The organism is Sulfuricella sp. T08 (assembly GCF_000971475.1).
Lineage (GTDB): Bacteria > Pseudomonadota > Gammaproteobacteria > Burkholderiales > Sulfuricellaceae > Sulfuricella.
This window is the reverse complement of the sequence record NZ_DF967557.1, coordinates 18,853-40,650: the sequence shown is the minus strand read 5'-3', so window position 1 is coordinate 40,650 and position 21,798 is coordinate 18,853. Positions and strand designations below refer to the sequence as shown.

The 21,798-nt window shown below is 57.1% G+C and carries 19 protein-coding genes and 1 tRNA gene; 15 read left to right on the top strand and 5 right to left on the bottom strand.

Annotated elements, in window-relative coordinates; all coding sequences use genetic code 11:
• Nucleotides 1-130: 130 nt before the first annotated feature.
• On the bottom strand, nucleotides 131-769 hold the full coding sequence (locus tag SCT_RS14105) for a response regulator transcription factor (protein WP_059424210.1): 639 nt from the start codon (nucleotides 767-769) through the stop codon (nucleotides 131-133).
• Nucleotides 762-3,302, bottom strand: a complete 2,541-nt coding sequence (locus SCT_RS14100) for a PAS domain S-box protein (protein ID WP_059424208.1) — start codon at nucleotides 3,300-3,302, stop codon at nucleotides 762-764. Before SCT_RS14100 ends, SCT_RS14105 begins: the two co-directional genes overlap by 8 nt.
• 245 nt (nucleotides 3,303-3,547) lie before the next feature.
• Here SCT_RS14100 and SCT_RS14095 point away from each other — a divergent pair, with 245 nt between their 5' ends.
• The 9 genes from SCT_RS14095 to SCT_RS14055 all read left to right on the top strand — a co-directional run bounded on the left by SCT_RS14095 (nucleotide 3,548) and on the right by SCT_RS14055 (nucleotide 13,790).
• A complete protein-coding gene (locus SCT_RS14095) occupies nucleotides 3,548-4,123 on the top strand; it encodes an ANTAR domain-containing response regulator (RefSeq protein ID WP_059424206.1) in 576 nt (191 codons plus the stop codon).
• A gap of 28 nt (nucleotides 4,124-4,151) precedes the next feature.
• Nucleotides 4,152-6,404 carry a PAS domain S-box protein gene (locus tag SCT_RS14090; RefSeq protein ID WP_059424204.1) on the top strand — a complete coding sequence of 751 codons (2,253 nt, stop codon included), beginning with the start codon at nucleotides 4,152-4,154 and terminating at the stop codon, nucleotides 6,402-6,404.
• Nucleotides 6,405-6,567: 163 nt separating this feature from the next.
• Nucleotides 6,568-6,837, top strand: a complete 270-nt coding sequence (locus SCT_RS14085; protein ID WP_059424202.1) for an AbrB/MazE/SpoVT family DNA-binding domain-containing protein — start codon at nucleotides 6,568-6,570, stop codon at nucleotides 6,835-6,837.
• Nucleotides 6,834-7,229 (top strand): type II toxin-antitoxin system VapC family toxin, encoded by a 396-nt coding sequence (locus SCT_RS14080; protein ID WP_059424200.1) that lies wholly within the window; start codon nucleotides 6,834-6,836, stop codon nucleotides 7,227-7,229. Before SCT_RS14085 ends, SCT_RS14080 begins: the two co-directional genes overlap by 4 nt.
• Nucleotides 7,230-7,424: 195 nt before the next feature.
• On the top strand, nucleotides 7,425-9,626 hold the full coding sequence (locus SCT_RS14075) for an EAL domain-containing protein (RefSeq protein WP_059424198.1): 2,202 nt from the start codon (nucleotides 7,425-7,427) through the stop codon (nucleotides 9,624-9,626).
• Nucleotides 9,627-9,702: 76 nt separating this feature from the next.
• Nucleotides 9,703-10,482, top strand: coding sequence for a response regulator (locus SCT_RS14070; RefSeq protein WP_059424196.1), 780 nt, complete (start codon nucleotides 9,703-9,705; stop codon nucleotides 10,480-10,482).
• Entirely contained in the window at nucleotides 10,475-11,299 is an 825-nt protein-coding gene (locus tag SCT_RS14065; RefSeq protein WP_059424194.1) for an HDOD domain-containing protein, read from the top strand. Before SCT_RS14070 ends, SCT_RS14065 begins: the two co-directional genes overlap by 8 nt.
• Nucleotides 11,300-11,387: 88 nt before the next feature.
• Nucleotides 11,388-13,160 (top strand): ATP-binding protein, encoded by a 1,773-nt coding sequence (locus SCT_RS14060; RefSeq protein WP_059424192.1) that lies wholly within the window; start codon nucleotides 11,388-11,390, stop codon nucleotides 13,158-13,160.
• A 138-nt stretch (nucleotides 13,161-13,298) separates the two neighbouring features.
• Complete coding sequence (locus SCT_RS14055) at nucleotides 13,299-13,790, top strand: hypothetical protein (RefSeq protein ID WP_059424190.1); 492 nt, start codon at nucleotides 13,299-13,301, stop codon at nucleotides 13,788-13,790.
• Between the two features lie 117 nt (nucleotides 13,791-13,907).
• On the opposite strand, the gene SCT_RS14050 is transcribed toward SCT_RS14055, so the two are convergent.
• Together SCT_RS14050 and SCT_RS17260 are read right to left on the bottom strand one after the other, a co-directional pair.
• Nucleotides 13,908-14,975, bottom strand: a complete 1,068-nt coding sequence (locus SCT_RS14050; protein ID WP_148549576.1) for a pyridoxal phosphate-dependent aminotransferase family protein — start codon at nucleotides 14,973-14,975, stop codon at nucleotides 13,908-13,910.
• Nucleotides 14,947-15,025, bottom strand: a tRNA-Ser gene (locus SCT_RS17260). The genes SCT_RS14050 and SCT_RS17260 overlap by 29 nt, the downstream gene beginning before the upstream one ends.
• A 359-nt stretch (nucleotides 15,026-15,384) precedes the next feature.
• On the opposite strand from SCT_RS17260, the gene SCT_RS14045 reads away from it, so the two are divergent.
• The 6 genes from SCT_RS14045 to SCT_RS14020 all read left to right on the top strand — a co-directional run bounded on the left by SCT_RS14045 (nucleotide 15,385) and on the right by SCT_RS14020 (nucleotide 21,401).
• The gene (locus SCT_RS14045) at nucleotides 15,385-15,714 is read left to right on the top strand and encodes a multidrug efflux SMR transporter (protein WP_059424186.1); all 330 of its coding nucleotides are present in this window, start codon (nucleotides 15,385-15,387) and stop codon (nucleotides 15,712-15,714) included.
• A gap of 2 nt (nucleotides 15,715-15,716) precedes the next feature.
• On the top strand, nucleotides 15,717-16,544 hold the full coding sequence (locus SCT_RS14040) for an SDR family oxidoreductase (RefSeq protein ID WP_059424184.1): 828 nt from the start codon (nucleotides 15,717-15,719) through the stop codon (nucleotides 16,542-16,544).
• A gap of 54 nt (nucleotides 16,545-16,598) precedes the next feature.
• Complete coding sequence (locus tag SCT_RS14035) at nucleotides 16,599-17,270, top strand: response regulator transcription factor (protein ID WP_059424182.1); 672 nt, start codon at nucleotides 16,599-16,601, stop codon at nucleotides 17,268-17,270.
• Entirely contained in the window at nucleotides 17,251-18,651 is a 1,401-nt protein-coding gene (locus SCT_RS14030; protein WP_237759702.1) for a sensor histidine kinase, read from the top strand. The genes SCT_RS14035 and SCT_RS14030 overlap by 20 nt, the downstream gene beginning before the upstream one ends.
• A gap of 71 nt (nucleotides 18,652-18,722) precedes the next feature.
• Nucleotides 18,723-20,855, top strand: coding sequence for a YgiQ family radical SAM protein (locus SCT_RS14025; RefSeq protein ID WP_059424175.1), 2,133 nt, complete (start codon nucleotides 18,723-18,725; stop codon nucleotides 20,853-20,855).
• Nucleotides 20,856-21,008: 153 nt separating this feature from the next.
• A complete protein-coding gene (locus SCT_RS14020) occupies nucleotides 21,009-21,401 on the top strand; it encodes a PilZ domain-containing protein (RefSeq protein WP_059424170.1) in 393 nt (130 codons plus the stop codon).
• Between the two features lie 6 nt (nucleotides 21,402-21,407).
• Here SCT_RS14020 and SCT_RS14015 read toward each other — a convergent pair whose 3' ends face one another.
• The gene (locus SCT_RS14015) at nucleotides 21,408-21,740 is read right to left on the bottom strand and encodes a hypothetical protein (RefSeq protein ID WP_059424169.1); all 333 of its coding nucleotides are present in this window, start codon (nucleotides 21,738-21,740) and stop codon (nucleotides 21,408-21,410) included.
• Between the last annotated feature and the right edge of the window lie 58 nt (nucleotides 21,741-21,798).

Sequence of the window (21,798 nt, the reverse complement as noted above, 5' to 3'; positions counted from 1 at the left end):
AGAACAACATAGGGGAGAGGCTGATTTTGCGGTAAGCGATGGAAGAACCGGCTTGTCGGTGTTTGTCCTACATGATGTAGGACATCGGCCTGGCGCCTGTGAAAAACTGAAGGGCGGGCAGCGACGGTTCCTATTCGGCCAGCTGGTGAGAAATCACGTAGTGAGTGAGTTCTGCGTTGTTTTTCATGCGCATCTTGCCCAGAATGCGGCTACGGTAAGTGCTGATGGTCTTGACCGAAAGCGCCATCTCATCGGCAATGCCGGACACGGTCTTCCCCGATGCAAGCTTGAGCAGAATCTGGTATTCCCGGTCGGAAAGGCTGGCGTGAAGCAGACTGCTGTTACCGCCGCCGACTTCCTCGGCCAGCATTTCCGCCACGCTGGGGCTGATGTATTTTTTGCCCGCAGCCACTTTGTGGATCGCGTCCACCAGTTCCTGCGGCGCGGTTTCCTTGGTCATGTAGCCCGATGCGCCCGACTTGATCAGGCGCACCGCGTACTGTTCCTCGGGGTACATGCTGAGAATCAGTACCGGCAGTTTGGGCGCCACGTCCCGGATCATTTTCAGTGCATCGATCCCGCTCGTGCCGGGCATGGAGATGTCCAGCACCACGACATCCACGCCGCCTTCCAGAGCACGCACCTTTTGCACTGCCTCGATGCCATTCTCCGCCTCGGCGACCACCATCATGCTGCCGGAATCGGTCAGAATCTGCTTCAGGCCGCTGCGCACAATGGCATGATCGTCGGCAATCAGGACTCTAATCATGTTGCCCCCCCCTCATCTCCTGTTGAAAACTCCTCATCGGCTGGGAACGGGATGGGAATGGGATACGCACGCTGATGGCCACACCCTCGCCCGGCGCGCTGCCGACTTCCAACGTCCCGCCCAAAGTGCGGGCGCGCTCCATCATGCCGCGCAAACCATGCGAAGTGGGATCCATGGCTTTGTCTTCAGGTAGGCCGATTCCGTTATCGACAATATCCATGGCGATCTTATCATGCTCCCGCCACACATCCACCAGCACCAGGTCAGCTTTGGAATAGCGTGCCGCATTGGTCAGCGACTCCTGAAAAATGCGGAACAGGGCGATACGATATGCCCCCTCTACGGCAATTTCTTCCCCATGCATCACGACCTTGCACTGGATACCGTAGCGTTTGGTGAATTCGGAAGCCTGCCAGCACATCGCGGCGAGCAGGCCGAGATCGTCCAGCACGGTTGGCCGCAGCTCGGTCACAATGCGGCGCATGGCGTGGACCGAAGTGTCCACCAGATCGGCCATGGATCTAGTCTTCTCAAGCTCGGCTTCCATTTCCGGCGGCAGTTTGCGCGCCAGCCAGAAAATATCCATTTTCAGGGCAGTCAGGTTGCCGCCCAGTTCGTCGTGAATTTCCCGTGCAATAGTCGCCTTTTCCTCTTCCCGTGCTGCCTGAAGGTGGCTCGACAGCTCTCGTAGCTGCTCGCGTGAAGCGCGAATTTCCTGTTCAATCTCCTTGCGCTCGGTAATGTCCTGCACCGTACCAAACATGCGCAGTGCCTTACCCCCGCCATCGAATTCCACTTCCGCTTCGGCGTGGATAAAACGCACCTCACCGCCAGCAGGAAAAAGCCTCACATCCACATTGTAATTCACTTCTCTCGCCAACGCCGCAGTCAGGGATTTCTCCACCAGCTCGCGGTCCTCGGGATGCACGCGGCTCAGAAAAAGATCAAAAGTGACCGGAGTATCCCGATCCACGCCAAAGATGCGGTACACCTCGTCCGACCATTGAATTTCGCCCGTCGCGATCTCCCACTCCCAGTTCCCGAGTCGTGCCATCTGCTGTGCCTTGGCCAACCTCATTTCACTTTCGCGCAATTTGTGTTCCATGCGCTTGCGCGCACTGATGTCGGTCACGTAACAGGCAACGCCGATTTCCATTCCTTCCTTGTCCTTGAGCAGGGATAAAGAAAAGTAGGCATCGAAAGGCTCCCCTGATTTCTTCGCCAGCCGGGTTTCCAGCGCACCGCCACTGGAACGGATCAGGCCGAGGAATACCTGGCGATAAAAACGCTCCTGCTCGCCAGGCAAGGCAATGAATTGTACCGGCTCGCCGATGGCACCATCACCGTCATGGCCGAACAGCAATTCCGCGCCCCTGTTCCAGCTCACCAGCGTTCCCTTGGAGTCAGTCGAAAACACCGCATCATGCGTCTGATTGATAATCTGGGCCTGCTGGGACATGACGCCTTCCACCAGCTTGCGCTGAGTGATATCGACCCTGACCGAGATGTATTTAAGCGGCTTGCCATCCGGCCCCAAGATGGGCGTAATGGTGGTCAGAAGCCAGAAAAGGCCGCCGCTTTTGGTACGGTTGCAAACTTCCCCATGCCAGACCTCGCCGCGCCGAAGGTCTTCCCACAAGCCATCGAAAAACTCTCGTAGGTGCAGACCCGAATTAAGGAAACGATGGTCATGCCCAATCACCTCCTCACGGCTGTAGCCACTGACCTCGCAAAACTTGTCATTAACATAGCTAATGATCCCCTTGAGATCCGATTCAATCACGACCACCGCGTTATCGATGGCGCGCCGCTGCTCGGAAAGGGAAAGCACCAGCCTGCCTACCTCGGTTGCCGCTTGGTCGAGAATTCTGGCCATGTCGCGGATTTCCGGCACGAAGCGAGAAGAACCGGCGATACCCCCCCTGTAATCTCCCGCCAACAGGTGATGTCCCATCGCGGTGATGCTCTTCAGGGGTTTCAGCCACCGCCCCAGCAGCAGGTAAACCACCAGCATCAGCAGAGCCAGCCCCAGACTGGACTGCCACAACTGGCTCGTGGCTTCTCGCCATAGGCGATTTTCCAGAGGAACGCTGCTGAATGTGGCCGCAATGACGCCATAATTTCTTTCGCCCACCACCACGCCACGCAATTGTTCGCTCGGGTTGAAGCCAAACAAGCGGTGAAACCAGGGAGGATAAGCCGCTGTTTCGGGTTTAATTGCCTGAGCCTTGACCACTACACCGGAAGGATCCCGCCACTGGATTTCGGCTATCAGGGAATACTGCGCCCGCAGGGTGAGGGCCCGCTGAATAGCAGCAAAGTCACCCGTGATGGCATGCTCCATCAAACTTATTTCCAGCAAATCCATGGTGTGATTCATATCGTGCGAGAGGTCCGCCCGATAATCGTCCGCCTCACGCCACAACTGAACGCTGTGCGACACCACTCCGCTTAACACAAGCAGCAGCACGATCATCGCCAGCAAGCGTCCACGCAGGCCGAGGCCGTCCCATGAAACCGAAAGATTGTTCATCGGCAAAACCGAATAAAATAATCGCGATTGTAACCACTCCGGGCTCGGTTTGGTGAGTTTCCCGGCTGGTCTCACATCCCCTCTCCCATGGAGGGGTCTCTGTCATACTTTTCATACATATCAAGCCCCCTGAACCGCACATTCGCATGAAAGCGGAACCCAGCAAGCGAAATTCTCTCTATCCAAAATTGAATTTTGGCGTCAAAATACCCACTTTGATAATACTGTTTATTCAGGGTGAGTAGATGAATCCAGCTACCATACTGGTCGTGGATGATGACCGCCTGATTCTGTTCACCCTGGCCAAGGGGCTGCGCGATGCGGGTTATACCGTAATCGAGGCGGATAGCGGAGAACAGGCGATCGAAATGTGCGCGGATATCTCGCCCGATCTGGCTGTACTGGATATACACATGCCCGGCCTGTCAGGCCTGGAAGTCGGGCAATGGCTGAAGGAACATACCTGCACGCCATTCATCTTCCTTTCCGCCTATAACGATCAGGCCACTATGCGGCAGGCAACCGACAGCGGCGCTCTCGGCTACCTGGTCAAACCGCTGGATGTCGACCGCATCCTGCCGACGATCCAGGCTGCCTTGGCACGGGCGGAGGATATGCACCAGCTTCAACAGAGCGAGCAGCATCTCAACATGGCTCTCAAAAGCAGCCGCGACATTAGCCTTGCCATGGGAATACTCATGGAACGGAACCATATCAACCAGCAGGAAGCGTTCGAACTGCTGCGCGGCAGCGCCCGCAACCAGCGCCGCAAGACAGCCGAAATCGCGGTGGAAATCATTGCGGGCAAACCGGTTGACTGAAACCTCTCTCCCCAACGGACCCTCAGCCATGAGCCCGGCACGCATACTGATTGTTGAAAACGACCCCTTGCTGGCGCAGGCTATCGCCCTGCATGTCGAGGCGCTGGGCTACCAGGTTGCCGGCGTCCTGGCACGGGGGGAAGAGTTGCTGCAGCAGGGAATGGCGCTGAACCCCGACCTGATCCTGATGGATATCATGCTCGATGGCGCTATCGACGGAGTCGAGACGGCACGACAAATCCAGGATAGCCTCGATGTTCCAGTGGTGTTTCTCACCGCCTACTCGGACGAAATACTGGTCAAACGTGCCTTCGCCACAGCGCCCTTCGCCTACCTGCAGAAGCCCCTCAAGGAACATGAACTGCTGCTTACTCTGGAGCTGGCGCTATCGCACCACCGCAACAAAGTGCAGTTGCTGCATACGCAGGATGAGCTGGAGAAACAGGTCGCGCAACGCACCGCCGAACTTGTGGCGGCCAATCAAGCCTTGCAACAGCAGATCGCGGAACAGCAAACCACCCACACCGCCCTGCAACGTTTTCGCGCTATGCTCGATCATTCACCCGATGCCATTTTTCTGATTGACCGTGCCACGATGCGTTTCATCGACTTCAACCAAACCACCTGCGAAAGCCTCGGTTACAGCCGCGAAGAGCTGCTTGCCCTGGGGCCACAGGATATCAAACCCTTTTATAACCAGCCGATGCTGGAGCAGAGTTTTGATGAAATCGACCGCAGCCCGGGACGCAGCGGAAGAATTGATACCTTCCACAAATCCAGGCAAGGAAAAATATTTCCGGTAGAAATCAGGTTGCGTGCACTGGAATCGGAGGGGCGTCTGATTATGGTGGCCATCGCTCGCGACGTAACCCTGAAAAGAAAGACCGAGCTATCGCTGCGCGAAAGCGAGGAACAATTCCGCCAGTTTGCGGAAAGCATGCAGCAAGTGCTCTGGATCAGGGATATCAAAACTCAAGCCCTGCTCTACATCAGCCCCGCTTTCGAGAAAATCTGGGAGCGTCCCTGTGCCGCGGTCTATGAGCGGCCGCGCCTGCTTCTGGCCGACCTTCACCCCGATGATCGCGAATTCATGACTCGCGCGATGCAACAGCTCTGGGCAGAACCATGCAGAATGGAACTGGAATACCGATTGCTCCATGCCGATGGCCGCGTGCGCTGGCTGCGGATGCAGACGTTTCCCATCAATGACGAACAAGGGCAGGCTTACCGCATCGGCGCCATCACCGAGGACATTACCGTCTCCAAGGAGCACGGGGAAGCGCTGCGACTGAGTGAGGAAAAATTTCGCCGACTGTTCCAGAGTTCACCCATCGGCATTTCGCTGGTTTCCCCAGAACTCGGACTGATGGAAATTAATCCGGCTTTTTGCGCCATGCTCGGTTACGGCATGGAAGAACTGAGAGACAAGACCATAGCCGACATCACCCTCCCCGCAGATTTGCAATCCGGCACGGAATTGGTCCAGCAACTTTTTTCGGGTGAAATTTCCAGCTATACCCTGGAAAAACGCTATGTCAGGAAGGATGGCGAGAGTTTCTGGGGCAAACTGCACGCGGCGGTCATCCGCGATCAGCTAGGGCAACCGATGTATGTTCTGGGCATGGTGGAGGACATCGACCAGGTCAAGCAGGCGGAATCCTTGCTCCTGGCCCATGAGGCCGAGCAACGCAACGCCTTGGTGCGCGAAGTTCATCACCGCATCAAGAACCACCTGCAGGGCGTGATAGGGCTATTGCGCCAACACATACCCAACGAACCACTATGCCGCTCCACGATCGAGGAAGCCATTACACAAATCAGTTCAGTGGCCATAGTCCACGGACTGCAGGGCAGGGATGCCGATAGCGCTATCTCCTTGCCGGACATACTGACGGCGATTGCGGCCGGCTTCAGGGGCCTGGTGCTATCAGGATTTGACGCCGCCCTGAACAACACACTCACATTCGTTCCCCGTATTACTCACAAAGAGGCCGTGCCAATCGCCCTGGCCCTTAACGAACTGATCATGAACGCGGCCAAGCATGGTTCGGGGGCCGCGCAAATCACACTCGATGGCGAGGTCGATCGCGTCGTGGTGCGCATCACCAACCCGGTGCAGGAGCCGAACCCGGACATCCGTTCCGGTACGGGACTCGAACTGGTCAGGATGTTATTGCCGAGGCAAAGCACCACCTTGTCTCTGGCTTGCGACGAAAAAGGCTTCATGGCCGAAATCGTCCTGATGCCGCCGGTGATTAGTGACGCGAAAAAACAGCAATAGGAGGCTACCGAAGCCCGCGCCCACCCTTCGACAGGGCGAATGACCTTCACTATTGAGATTTCACTGTGCCGGATCAAGAGCTAGCTTTCTCTCCTTGAAGGCACTCAGAACCATGCTAGTATAATACTGTCTTACTTTTCGCCTTACCGGCTTGGGAGCCATTATGGAAACCGTCAAATTATCCAGCAAGGGTCAAATCGTTATTCCCAAAGAAATCAGGGAATCCCGGCATTTGGCTGCTGGAACCGAGTTCATCGTTTCATTCCTGGGGGATGAAATCCGGCTGATGCCCGTTCCCATTTTTCCGCGTACCCAGGTAGAGGATGGCGCTGGCGCGCTCGCAAAACCGGGGCGGAAGCCGTTGACCGATGAAGAAACGGATAGGGCTATTGCTCAAATGCTCCAGAAAGCCGATGAGGCAACCAAACAGTGATCGCACTCGATACCAACCTCCTTGCGCGCTATCTGCTCAATGACGATCCGGAGCAATCAAAGCTTGCCACCGCCCTGCTTACTCAGGACAGGGATTATACCGCCCCGCCGACTGTCATCCTGGAGCTGGCTTGGGTGCTCAAGGTGAACGGCTGCACACGGGAAGAAATCACCAGGGGGTTGCGCCTGTTGCTGGGGCTACCCAACTTCAAACCCAAGGAATTCGAGGCGCTATGCTATGCCGTCCGCTGGCATGAAGAAGGGATGGATTTCGGGGATGCACTGCACCTCGCCATGAGTGCCGATGATGACGGATTTTGCACCTTCGACAAATCGCTAGGGAAATTGGCCGGCAGCATTGGCGCCATGCCAGAGGTGAGGGTTCTGCAATAACGGTAACCGGCGAGTTTCCTCTGGCGCCCCTCCCAAACCTATAGCCAGCTTGAGGTTCATGGGTAGATTTTCTCGATGCAAAAATCATCCTATTGCCTGTTCCATGCTAATTTCATACACTATAATTTAATTGGCAACCCAACTCCCGTTGCTGGTAATTGTTATCCCTTACCAGTTTCCACGGAGCGTCGTTGCATGCAGAATGTCAGCCAAACCGCCACCACCATTGCCGAAGACTTGGGTCTGGATGCGCGCGGCATCGCCTTGCGCAAGCGTTTTCTCGAATTTGGCGCGGCGGATGTTGACCATCTTCGGGCTATCCACGATCAGCTAGAGTCTCAACGCTCGGATTTCACCGCCGCATTTTACGATTATTTCCTGTCTTTCGACGAACTGCGCGCCCTGTTGCCCGGCGAGACAATAGAGCGCCTCAAGAAGACCCAGTCGGCCTATTTCAGCAGCCTCACCGCTGGCGAGTACGGCGAGGATTACGTTCACGACCGTTTGCGCGTCGGTGTGGTACATCAGATGATCGGCCTCGAACCGCAGTGGTACATCGGCGCCTACCGCAAATACATGGCGCTGCTGATGCCCACGGTGTGGGAATTGTGCGCTGGCGACACCGTCAGATTCCTCGATGTTTTCAATGCCCTGCTCAAGGTTGCACTGTTCGACATGGGACTGGCGCTGGACACCTATTTCCAGGCGGACCACAAGTCGTTGCGGGAGGCCAGGGACTACGCCGAACGCATCGTAAGCCACATGCCTGCCGGTTTTTTCTCGACCGATTCCGACCTGAACGTTATCTCCGCCAACAGCGCCGCACTGCGCATGCTGGGGTTGAGAAAAGAGCGATTCTCCGCCGGACAGCCGCTGGTGAGATTTTTCCCTGATAGTGCACTCCAGCTGGTGGCAAATGAGGTGCTCGCTACAGGTATGCCGCGGCATGATGTGGAAATCGCCTTGCACAAAGATGCCGGTACGCGCTACTTTGAATTCAACCTTTCGGCGACGACCATCGAGGGCCAGCAGGTATTGCTGATCATGGTGGAAGAGATCAGCCAGCGCAAACAGGCCGAAGAGGAGCTGATCCAGCTTGCCACGCATGACAGCCTGACCGGCCTGCCCAACCGCAACCTGTTCCAGGACCGCCTGCGGCAGGCGCTGGGGGCGGCAGAACGCAGCAGCCTCCAGGTGGGCGTGATGTTTCTCGATCTGGACCGTTTCAAGCGGATCAACGACAGCCTGGGGCATGAGGTTGGCGACCAGTTTCTCAGCCAGATCGCCATTGCTCTGTCTCACTCCGTGCGTAACGGCGATACCGTGGCACGACTGGGGGGCGACGAATTCGTGGTGATGCTCCCTGAGCTGACGCGCCAGGAAGACCTGCTCCCGGTGGTGCAGAAAATCCTCGCGCTTCTGGCGCAACCACTTTCCATCGCCGGGTATGAACTGACCACCGGCGGCAGCATCGGTATCTGCCTCTATCCCCGCGACGGCAAGGATGTCACCAGCCTGCTGAAGAATGCCGATGTCGCCATGTACCGCGCCAAGGCAAAGGGCGGCCAGAATTTTCAATTCTATTCCAGCAAGATGAACGACCGGGCCATCGAACGCCTGGATATGGAAGGCGAACTGCGTCGCGCACTGAAGCGGGGCGAATTTGTGCTGCATTACCAGCCTCAGGTGGATCTTGCCAGCGGGCGCACCTCAGGCGTCGAGGCGCTGCTGCGCTGGCAGCGCAGCGACGGCAGGATGATCGCACCCGACAATTTTATCCCGCTGGCCGAGGAAACCGGGCTGATCGTGCCGATCGGCGAATGGGTGCTACATACGGCATGCCGGCAAAACCGGGAGTGGCAGGAAATGGGTTTGCCGCCAGTGAAAATGGCGGTCAACCTGTCCGCCCGGCAGTTCCATCAGGAACACCTGGAAAACATGGTGGCTTCCGCCCTCGCCACCAGCGGTTTGGATCCGCGCTGGCTGGAACTGGAGGTCACGGAATCCGCGATCATGCATGACCCGGAGGAGGCTGCCGCCACGCTGAACAAATTCAAAGAGATGGGCGTGAGCCTGGCGGTGGACGATTTCGGCACCGGTTATTCCAGCCTCAACTATCTCAAGCGCTTTCCCCTCAATCGGCTCAAGATCGACCGTACCTTCGTCCGCGAGATCGACACCAACCAGGATGATGCCGCCATCGCCAGTGCCGTAATTGCGCTGGCCCACAGTCTGCGCCTGGAAGTCACCGCCGAGGGGGTGGAAACGGTGCCGCAACTGGAGTTTCTCCGCCACGGCGGTTGCGATCAGATACAAGGCTATTATTTCAGCCGCCCACTGACGGCGGAAGCTCTCGCGCAATATCTGCGCGCGGAAATGTCCGCGCAAATTTTGTAGGAGCGGCGCCCTCGCCGCGATAATCGCATCCACAATCGCGGCGAGGGCGCCGCTCCTACGACACAAGGAAACAGGCATGGATCGCACGATACTGCTGGTGGACGATGAAGCCAATATCCTTTCCGCTCTGACACGCCTGCTGCGCCCGGCAGGCTATAACATCCTGCGCGCTGGAAGCGGACGGGAAGGACTGGAGCTGCTAGCGCAGCACGAAGAAATCGGGGTGATCGTTTCCGATCAGCGCATGCCGGAAATGTCCGGGGTGGAATTCCTGCGCAAGGCACATGAACTGTATCCCGATACCGTACGCATCGTGCTGTCCGGTTACACCGATCTCAACTCCGTCACCGATGCCATCAACCATGGCGCCATTTATAAATTTCTCACCAAGCCGTGGGAAGATGACCTGCTGCGAACCAATATCGAAGAGGCTTTCCAACGCCACGAAATGAAGCGGGAAAACGACCGCCTCAACCATGAGCTCGAAAAGCGGGTGGAAGAGAAAACGCGCGAAGTGACACGCAACCTGAAAACCTTGCAGGTTTCCCAGGAAATCCTTGAGTCTCTGCCGGTAGCCGTCATCGGCATCGACGACGATGGCTACATTGCCCTTGCCAATTCCATGGCCCACCACCTGCTTGACCCGGGCGGAGAACGGCCGCTGCTGGGAGAACTGGCCAGGGAAATAATCCCTGACCAGCTGCTGGGTTGCAGCGGAGATGCCATCGTCACCATGCCCGATGGCGTGCTTTTTCACTGCTGGCAAACCACAATGGGGCGCCTGTCTCATTCGCATGGCGTGGTGCTGGCATTCGCCCCGCAACAGCAAATAGAACAGGCGAGTCGCGATGCATGAAATACTGGACAATCTGCACCAGCTACCTGCCATTCCTGCCGTGGTGCAGGAACTTATCCAGAACTTCGACAACCCGGGATTGGATAGCCAGTATCTGGCGCAAAAAATCAGCCAGGACCAGGTGCTGGTTGCCAAAGTGCTTCGGATTGCCAACTCCGCTTTCTACGGCTTGCCGCGCCAGGTCGGTTCCACTCAGGAAGCCGTAGTGGTGCTGGGATTCAGCACTGTTCGCAGCCTGGTGCTTTCCGCCGGATTCATCGATGCTTTTTCTGCCGCCACGCCAACGGCCTGTGTTGATCGCGAGCACTACTGGCAGCGCAGCTTGACCATCGCCACCTACGCCAGAGCCGTGGCGAAATGTCTGCGACAGGATTCTGAAATGGCTTTCTCTGCCGGCCTGTTGCACGACATCGGCATCATGGTGCTGGACGTGTGCGCCCACGAACGTTTTGCCGTGGCATGGCAAAACACGCAAGGTGGAGATGGAGATAGGCTAATTCAGGCAGAACGCGCAACATTCGGCTTCGATCATGCGGAACTGGGTGCGGAAGTGGCACGCCGCTGGAAATTTCCGTCCGCCATCGAGGATGCCATTCGTTACCACTATCAGACCGAACACCAGCCTTTCCAGATCCTGACAGGCGTTGTACAGGTCGCCAGGATGCTAGCTCTGTCCAGTGAGGAAGGCCGTCCCGAGGACGAATGGTTTGCTCGAATTTCCCAGACCCTGCGCGACGCCTTGAAACTGGACTGGGACAGGCTCCGCAAGTGTTTGCCGCAACCGGGGCAACTGGAAGCCGCAAAGAAACTGATGTAGGAGCGGCGCCCTCGCCGCGATTATCGCGGCGAGGGCGCCGCTCCTACCCGTTATTGGATAAATAAATTCAGAGAGATCGAGCCGCAGAATGCAAAATACGGTTTTAACCCAAACTTGCGCCAGCTTCTGGCGCACCCTGATCGATCAATGCCAACAAGCGTTTTACCAGGCGCGGGATGAGACCGAATTTCGCGATAATTTCTGCCGCGCCCTGATGGCAACGGGAAACTACCGTGCCGCCTGGATTGGCCTGGGTGGCGCAGAGCAAGGGCAGAATACCCACATCGCCGCCCAGTCCGGACTCGATCCGCAGAATTGCGGCGATTTGCCCTGTCTGACGTTGCCGCTTAGCGGATCTGTTAGCGGTATGCTCTGCCTTTGCGCCGGGGAAAACACCGCTTTCGATGACGAGACCAGGGCTTGGCTGGAATTGGTGGTGCAAACCCTGTCACTCGGTATCGCGGAATTGCGCCGTCGGGCGGAAAGCCTGCAGGAAATGGAATTTTACACCGCCACCGTCCAGCGCTTGATGCAGCAGGTGTTCGCTGTGGATCAGCACGCCATCATCAGCATGACCGATGAGAACGGCGTCATTACCTACGCCAACGAGAAGTTTTGCGAAGTGTCGCAATATTCCTTCGACGACCTGATGGGCCGGAAACACAGCATCGTCAATTCCGGCTACCATCCCCCGGCCTTCTTCGCCGAGATGTGGGCGACCATCCGCAGTGGCAGCACCTGGAGCGGGGAAATCTGCAACCGCCGGAGGAACGGAGAGCTGTATTGGGTGGAAACCACCATCGTTCCATCTCCGGCACCCGGCGGGAGTGGCTACCATTACGTTGGCGTCCGCACCGAGATCACGGCCCTCAAGCAATATGAAGAAGAATTGCGGGCGGCTAACGAGCAGCTGGAACAGCGAATAGAAGAACGCACCGTCGAACTGCATAAAATCATGGTACTTCTCGAGGCGGATATCGAACAGCGGCGCAAAATCGAAATCCGGCTCCAGCAGGAACAGGCAGAGCAACGCAAACTGATCGCGGAACTGCACAACGCCCACAGCCAGTTGCTGCAATCGGAGAAAATGGCCTCCATCGGTCAACTGGCCGCCGGAGTGGCGCACGAAATCAACAATCCGATCGGCTTCGTGCATTCCAACCTGGGAAGTCTGGAAAAATACATCGACAACCTGTTCGCCATCGTCAGCGCCTATGAAGCGGCGGAGGGCGACTATCAACCAGAAAGTGCGTGCCTGCCACGCTTGCAGGCAGTCAGGAAGCAGTTCGACCTGGCGTTTCTCAGGGAAGACATACCCGCCCTGCTATCGGAATCCAGGGATGGCATTACGCGAGTGAAAAAAATCGTCCAGGATCTCAAGGATTTTTCCCATGTGGATGAATCCGAATGGCAGTGGAGCGACTTGCATCATGGCCTCGACAGCACGCTCAACATCGTGTGGAACGAGCTCAAGTACAAGGTCGAAGTAGTCAAAGAGTATGGCAACCTGCCTGAGATCGAGTGTTTCCCCTCCCAGCTCAACCAGGTGTTCATGAACCTGTTCGTCAACGCGGGGCATGCGATCGAAACCCGAGGCACTCTCACCATCCGCACCGGGGCAGAAGCCGAGCAGGTCTGGGTGGAGATTACCGATAGCGGCAAAGGCATAGCACCGGAACACTTCACACGAGTTTTCGAGCCGTTCTTTACCACCAAGCCGGTAGGCAAGGGCACGGGGCTGGGGCTGTCGCTCTCATATGGCATCATCCAGAAGCATCATGGACACATCGAGATGGAGAGTGAAATCGGCAAGGGAACCACGTTCCGCGTGTGGCTGCCAATCAAGCGTGCTGACGCCTGAGAGTCACGGTTTATAAATCGCCGTATAAACATAAAATCGGCAAACCGGGTGGCTGGGAACAAACAGCCCCCTGCCTTCATCACAATGCCCCTGTTTGTCCTACAATGAAATTAATGGGGACTACCAGAAGGATAGAGCATGAAGCCGTTTATCGATATCGCCAGCAGTGTGAGCGATGAGTTGTCACAAATCCTGGAAGCTGCAGTCAACGACCCTGACGCCGACGAAGCACCTACACTCGGTTCTGTTCGGAAGATTATCGCCAGAACGACGAATGGTGAACCATTCGAAGCCGATCACCTGCATTTCGACCAGAACCGTTCATACCTCGAGGAAATAGACGACCTGATCGAGCAATTCGGCGACGATGCCCCCGCCATCGATTTCGTCACCGTCAAGGCCAGCGAGAGCCTGACCCGCATCATCTCGGCACTGATGGACACCGGCGCCAGCAGCCCGCCGACCCTGGGCATGGTGCGGGAGGCTATGCTGCATGGACTGGTAGCGCGCCTGGTCGGGGATGGCATCATTGACCCCGACGAAGATGAAACCCTGCAGGAAGAAATCGAAACCCTGATCAGCCGTTACGGCCAGAACACTGTGGCGGAAAATTTCCTGCACTACGATTGAAGGTCTTAGTCTGACGGCGCATTCCGCCGCGTCCTTAACCCACTCGTGTCATGTAAGGAAAAGGCCGAAGCAAAGGAAATGGGCTTCCATTAAAGAGTAGCCCTCCGGAACGCCTGACTATTCGACATCCACAGCCAGCGCGGCATCAATACGACGGCTTGTTTTCGACCGTAATTCAACAGGTATCGCGAATGATTTTGCCAATGACTCGAGAATGCCAACTAGCTTGTCGATCTGCATCCGGGTGTGATTGGCATTCATGATGAAACGCAAACGACTTTGTTTCAGCCCTACCGCCGGAAACTTGACCGCATCCACATGGATGCCCTCTTCCTTGAGCAGCGCGGCAATCCGGTCGCATTCCCGTTCGTCACCGATGAATACGGGAACAATCGGAGTGGCTTTGGAAACGATGTGATAACCCAGTTTTTCCACTCGGCTGACAAAATAGCGCTGATTGTCCCACAACCGCTTTCTGCGATCGGGCTCGTCCAGAGACATGTCGATCGCCTCGGACACGGCGAAGGCCTGATCTGGCGGCAAGGTCGAAGTAAATCCATAAGCGGAACTGGTCAGCCTTAAAATTTCGGAAATATGACTTTCTGTCGCGATGAATCCGCCGATCGCACCATACGCCTTGCTCAGGGTGCCCATCTGGATCAACCTTGGGCTGTAGGCGTTGAAGTATTCCGAGGTACCGCCGCCATGCTCGCCCAGTACGCCGGTAGCATGCGCGTCGTCGATATAGACCGTGGCATCGTAACGCTCGGCCAGTTCAAGCAATCCGGGCAGCGGCGCAATATCCCCATCCTGACTGAACACACCGTCGCTGACGATGATCTTATCCCGGTCAATACAGGCTTTCAGCTTACTCTCCAGATGATCGAGGTCGAGGTGGCGATAAGACGTCTTGTCGGCGCCCGACATGCGGATGCCCTCACGTATGCTGATGTGATTGTATTCGTCCGAGAAGTAAGTATAGCTGTAGCGGCGTACAGGCTTGAAACCATACAAGCGTGCAAGCTGGGAAGTTTTCACCAGGGCAGACAACACCCCCAGGTTGGTCAGGTAGCCGGTAGCAAAGAGCAGCGCAGATTCCTTGTGTTTCAAGCCAGCCAATTTCGCTTCCAGATCCCGATAAATCTCAAGGTCGCCGCCCAGCAAGCGGGATTCGCAGTTACCCACGCCGAACTGATCGAGTCCGAGTCTTGCCTTGCCGATCAGCCTCTTGCTGGTGGCCAGCGCCAGGTAATTGTTGGTGCTGAAAGAAACATATTCCCGGCCTTCGCTGATGAAGGTGGGGTCGGGCAGGGTGCTTGCGGTGGGAATCTCGTGATGGGCGTTCTGCGTACCCAGCCATTGAGCAATATCTTCGAATTCTTTCACAATTATCAGCCTTATATTTTCAAGTCAACACGAGGAAGCGTGAAGCATAAGTGTTGAAGCTGACATGAAACTGACTGGACAACCAAATGACAGACAAACAAAATTTGCCATACCCGGCAGCCTTGATCTCCCCCATAAATCGCTTGAGTGACCCGGCGTGTATACTAGAGCGGTACCGCATTATTTTAACAACTCATTGCTCACTTGTATGAACTGGCTCTATCTCTTAATCGCCATTGTCTCTGAGGTCTGCGCAACAACCGCGCTGAAAGCATCAATGGGCTTTACGCGGCTGGCTCCCTCGATGATTGTTATCGTCGGATATAGCTCCGCTTTTTATTTCCTGTCGTTAACTATCCGTACGATCCACCTCGGCATTGCTTACGCAATATGGTCTGGCGTGGGTGTAGTACTCATTACAATCGCGGGCTGGCTGCTCTATGACCAGAAGCTTGATCTAGCGGCCATCATCGGCATCGCTCTTATCACTGCGGGCGCCCTCGTTCTGAATATTTTTTCCAAATCGGTTATCCATTGAATATGGGAAACAAAAATAAGGACAAGGTCGTTCTAATCACAGGTGCGTCCTCCGGCATCGGGAAGGCTTGTGCAGAACATCTGCACCGGCGGGGATACCGAGTTTACGGCACTACGCGACGCAATCCCGACGAACTGCCGGCATTCGCCTACACCATGATGCGCATGAATGTGGATGACAACGACTCTGTAGAACAGGGTATCCACCTGATCCTGGCCAAAGAAAATCGTATTGACATAGTCGTGAACAATGCCGGAATAGGCATTTCAGGAGCAGTGGAAGATACCAGCCTCGACGAGGCCAAAGCCCAGTTCGAAACTAATTTTTTCGGTGTACTGCGCGTCTGTCGGCAAGTCTTGCCCGTGATGCGGGCGCAGGGCATCGGCCACATCATCAATATCAGTTCGGTGGCCGGATTGGTAGGGGTACCCTTCAACGGACTCTACTGCGCCACCAAGTTCGCCCTGGAAGGTCTAAGCGAAACGTTACGGATGGAGGTGAAATCCCACGGCATACACGTGAGCCTGGTAGAACCGGGTGACATCAACACTGCCATGTCTGCCCATGGCTTGGAGACGCGGGAATCGGCCTGCAATCCGGCATACCGGGCCAATCACACTGCCGCGCTGAACATCATGGCCCGAGACGAAGCAGAAGGTCCGCAGCCTTCAGTGGTAGCTCAGCGGGTAGAAAACATCATCCTTGCGCCTTCGCCCCGCCTGCGCTACCGGGTCGGTTCGCTCATAGAGCAAATGGTCGTGGCCATGAAAGCCCTATTGCCCGCCCGCCTCTTTGAATGGGGTCTGATGCAGTATTACCGCGTTCGCTAGCTCCAGACCACCCTAAAGACGGACATCTCCCCAATTATTCTGACCTGACACCCCATGCGCATTCTGGTTGCCGAAGACGATGCCGAACTGGCAGATGGGCTATGCCGCGCCCTGCGCCAGTCGGATTATGCGGTCGACCATGCCGCCAATGGCAAACAGGCCGATGCCTGGCTAAAAAAGGAAAATTACGACCTGGCGATTCTCGATCTGGGCCTGCCCGGGCTAAACGGCATGGAAGTGCTGCGCCGCTTGCGGCGCCGCGAGCAGCCCGTTCCGGTTCTGATTCTGACTGCCCTGGACGCGCTGGAAGATCGCGTCCAGGGACTCGATCTCGGGGCCGACGATTATGTCGTCAAGCCCATTGCCTACGCCGAACTCGAAGCCCGGATACGCGCGCTGATACGGCGCAGCCAGGGCAAGCTCAATCCACAATTGCGCCATGGACCACTCATGCTCGACACGGTCGGCAAGCGCGCCTATCTGGATGATCAACCGATCGACCTTTCGGCACGGGAATGGGCGGTGCTGGAGTTTTTCCTGCTGCGCGCCGGCCGTATTGTCAGCAAGGAACAGTTGCTCCAGGCCCTGTGCGGCTGGGATGAAGAAATCACACCCAATGCCATCGAACAATATGTATCGCGCCTGCGCGCCAAACTTGAACCGGCGGGTATCGTTATCAGCACCGTGCGCGGACTAGGTTACTACCTTGAAAAATTTGACTCATAGCAACCGAAGCTTGCGCCGCCGCCTGCTCAGCAGGCTGATCCCCTCGCTCTTGGCTCTGCTGATCTTGGGTGCGCTGGCCTCCTACCGCATCGCCCTGGGTTTCGCCAACCACGCCTATGACCGTGCGCTTCAGGATTCCGCCATGGCCATTGCGGCACAGATTCGCAGTACGCCAGGCCATACCACCCTTGATTTGCCGGCGGTGGCGCAGCAGGTACTTCTGGCCGACAAGTATGATCATATTTATTTCATGATCCTTGGCCCTCACGACGAATTCATCGCCGGTCACCGAGGATTGCCGCCACCCCCTTTCCTGCCGCAGGAAAAGAACCGGGCATATTATGATGGCCATTACCGCGGCCAAGCGGTACGTATAGCCGCCCTGTACTCCCCGACAGTAAATGGCGACATCAAGGTAATGGTCGCGGAAACGCTGGTCAAGCGCCACAATCTGATGGATGAAATTCTGCTAGGGATGCTGATACCTGAAAGCCTGCTCGCAGCGGCGGCCATCGCCCTGGTCTGGTTCGGTGTCGGCCACGGTCTGGCGCCGCTCAACCTACTGCGTCAGGCAATCGCGACCCGTTCCTCGCAGGATATGCGCCCAGTGCCGGAAGGCCATGCGCCCGAAGAGGTGCGCCCGATGGTGCATGAACTCAACGCACTGCTGGACCGGCTGAATGGAACACTGACAGCGCAGCGGCGCCTCATCTCCGATGCCGCCCACCAGATCCGCACCCCGATCGCCGCCTTGCAGGCGCAGCTGGATGCCGCCTTGCGAGAGACAGATCCAGACGAGCTACGAGCCTCCCTGCAGCGCATCCACGCCAGCGCCGGGCGCACCGCCCACCTCACCCATCAACTGCTCACCCTGGCCCGCGTGGAGCCCGGTGGTCAGGCCCCAACCAAGCCACAACCCATCGATCTGGCCGAACTGGTGCGCAGTACCGCCGCCGACTGGATGCCACAGGCTCTGGCAAAAACCATAGACCTGGGCTTCGAACTTGAAGCGGCACCGATTTCTGGAGAACCCCTATTGTTGGGCGAGATGCTCGCCAATCTGATCGACAATTCCCTGCGGTACACACAGACAGGAGGGCAGATCACTGTACGTACCTCACTGCTCAAGGACGCCGCACTGCTCGAAGTAGAAGACAACGGTCCCGGCATCCCGCCAGATGAGCGCGAACAGGTGCTGAAACGTTTTCATCGCATTGCCGGCAGTCCGGGCGATGGCTGCGGGCTGGGACTGGCTATCGTTGAGGAGATCGCCCACAGCCATAACGCCACAGTGGGGATCAGCACGCCGCCTTCTGGCCAAGGCTCATTGGTGCAGGTGCGTTTCCCGATCCGTTCCAGCACGCCGGATACGCCAACCTGATCGCAACGGAACCTAGTCGAATCTGGCGTGTCCATATCGCCGTCTCCTTTACACGCGTAAAATAGCCCTCCATGGAAACCGCCCGCAACATATTTTCCCATCGCAAATACTGGGCCAAGCGCTTTGGCACGGCCCCCGTGCTGCCGATGTCGCGCGCCGAGATGGATCAGCTCGGCTGGGACAGCTGCGACATCGTCCTGATCACTGGTGACGCCTATATTGACCACCCCAGCTTCGGCATGGCGCTGGTCGGGCGGCTGCTGGAGGCCCAGGGCTTCCGTGTCGGCATCATTGCCCAGCCTGACTGGCACAGCCCGGCTGCCTTCAAGGCGCTGGGCAAGCCCAACCTGTTCTATGGCGTCACTGCCGGCAACATGGATTCGATGGTCAACCGCTACACCGCCGACCGCAAAATCCGCTCCGACGACGCCTATACGGCCAACGCCGAAGGCAACAAGCGCCCGGACCGCGCGGTGATCGTTTATTCACAGCGCTGCCGCGAGGCCTACGCCGACGTACCGGTGGTGATTGGCGGAATCGAGGCATCACTTCGCCGCATCGCCCACTTCGACTACTGGTCAGACAAGGTACGCCGCTCCATCCTGCCGGATTCCAAAGCCGATATCCTGCTCTACGGCAACGCCGAACGGGCGCTGGTGGAGTTGGCCCATCGCCTTGCCAAGGGCGAACCCATCGCCAGCATCACCGACCTGCGCGGCACAGCCATCTTGCTCAAGGGCATTCCCGAAGGTCGGCAAGTCATTGATTCGACCTCGGTGGACACGCCGGGCAAGGTGGCGACGCACGTTAATCCTTACGCAGAAACGTCTGCTGTTGCCTGTGCGACCGAAGGTGAAAAGCAGAGCGAAACTCAGCCGGTGCAATTTCACCCGTCAAAGAGGGCAGATCGCACCCAAGGCGTGGTCCGGCTGCCCTCATTCGAACAGGTGCGAGATGACCCCGTCCTGTACGCTCACGCCAACCGTGTATTGCATCTCGAAGCCAACCCAGGCAACGCCCGCGTACTGGTGCAGGCCCACGGCGACCGCGACGTATGGATCAACCCTCCCCCAATACCACTGACCACCGAAGAGATGGACGGCGTCTTCGACTTGCCCTACAACCGCCGACCACACCCGGTCTACGGCGAGGCGAAGATTCCCGCCTACGAAATGATCCGTTTTTCGGTCAATATCATGCGCGGCTGCTTCGGCGGCTGCACCTTCTGCTCAATCACCGAGCACGAAGGACGCATCATCCAGAACCGCTCGGAAGCCTCCATCCTGCGCGAGGTCGAGGAAATTCGCGACAAGACACCGGGTTTCACCGGCATTATTTCCGACCTGGGCGGCCCCACCGCCAACATGTACCGTTTGAAGTGCCGCGACCCGAAGATCGAGTCCTCCTGCCGCCGGCTTTCCTGCGTCTTCCCGGACATCTGCGAAAACATGGGCACCGACCATGGCCCCCTGATCCAGCTCTACCGCAAGGCGCGGACGCTGCCCGGCATCAAGAAAATCCTGATCGGCTCGGGCGTGCGCTACGACCTCGCGGTGAAGTCGCCGGAATATGTCAAGGAACTGGTCAGCCACCATGTCGGCGGCTATCTCAAGATCGCGCCAGAACACATCGCCGAAGGGCCCTTGTCGAAGATGATGAAGCCGGGCATGGGCGCCTATTACAAGTTCAAGGAACTGTTCGAGAAATTTTCCAAGGAAGCCGGTAAGGAACAGTACCTGATCCCCTACTTCATTTCGGCCCACCCCGGCACCACCGACGAGGACATGCTGGAACTGGCGTTATGGCTCAAGGCCAACGGTTTCCGCCTGGACCAGGTGCAGAACTTCACTCCCACGCCGATGGCGATGGCCTCCACCATGTACCACACCGGCAGAAACCCGCTACGCAAGGTCAGCCGCGATGGTGAAGAAGTGACTATCCCGAAAAGTGGAAGGGCCAGGCGGCTGCACAAGGCATTCCTGCGCTACCACGATCCCGAGAACTGGCCGCTGTTACGTGAGGCACTCAAGCAAATGGGCCGCGCCGACCTGATCGGCGCCAGCAAAAAGCACTTGGTGCCAGCCTGGCAGCCTGTAGTAACAGGCCGCGCGCCAGCCAACAACCGTCGCCCCGAAACCGGCAGAGGCACTGCCCGCACCCAGCACACTCTGGATCGACCAAGAGCAACTCGCCGCACCAAGTAACTCAACCCTGCCCGCAAAAAAATCACCTCGGCATATTGCCGAATGGATTTTTTTGTTTTAGACTCTACCACCATATGTTGATATAAATAAAAACCTCTCAACCATATATTGTGGTCAGAGAATTATAAATAAAATCAAGCATGGAGGAGTGTTATGCCACAAGCCAAGGCATTTTTCGCGGCAGAGCAATCAGCTGCGCAGGAAGACCAACCCGCCAAACTTCGGCTTCTTCCCGGCGGACGACGGCAACACAAAGGCGAGATGCGCAATGCGCGGCGCATCCCCATCAACTGTCAGGTAAAAATCCGGGTGACGGAAAGCGGCGAAACGGTCTATGGAACCACCAAGGACCTGAGTGTCGACGGCGTTTCACTGATAACCGACTATGTCCCGCGTTTTGGCCAGCTGCTCGACATCCATGTGCTGCCGCCCCAAGGCTCGACCATCAAGCCGCTACGCGCACTGGTCCAGGTCAGGCGCTGCGTCAAGCAGGGCTCAAGCCGCAGCTATGAAATCGGCACGGCAATTTTGAAAATCCGTGAATAAGCCAGATTAACCCTCTTCATCCAGTGTGGTGGCGATATCGCTATCGCGCCGCGCATGCTTCCGCCTATCCTCGGCGCTGCGAGTATTCAGAAAAGCTTGCCCGTGCTGCAGGCGACGGCATAATTCACGCCGATCGATTGTAGTGCGTTCATCCGGCCGGACAGCCGTGGGACCGCCAGCCCCCTTCTCAGCCCTGGCTTTTGGCCCGAAATATTGAATCACGCGGGGTGCGCGTGCGCGCGGCTCCACCGGCCTGACTGGCCGGATAGCGCGTAGAGGCTTGGGTTCTTCCTCTTCAACCGGCGATGGAAGTGGCGGCAGGCTGGGTACGAAACGCATCACAAAATCCTCTGAACTCCCGACTTTAAATATAGTCTCACGTGGGCTGTCTATCAAC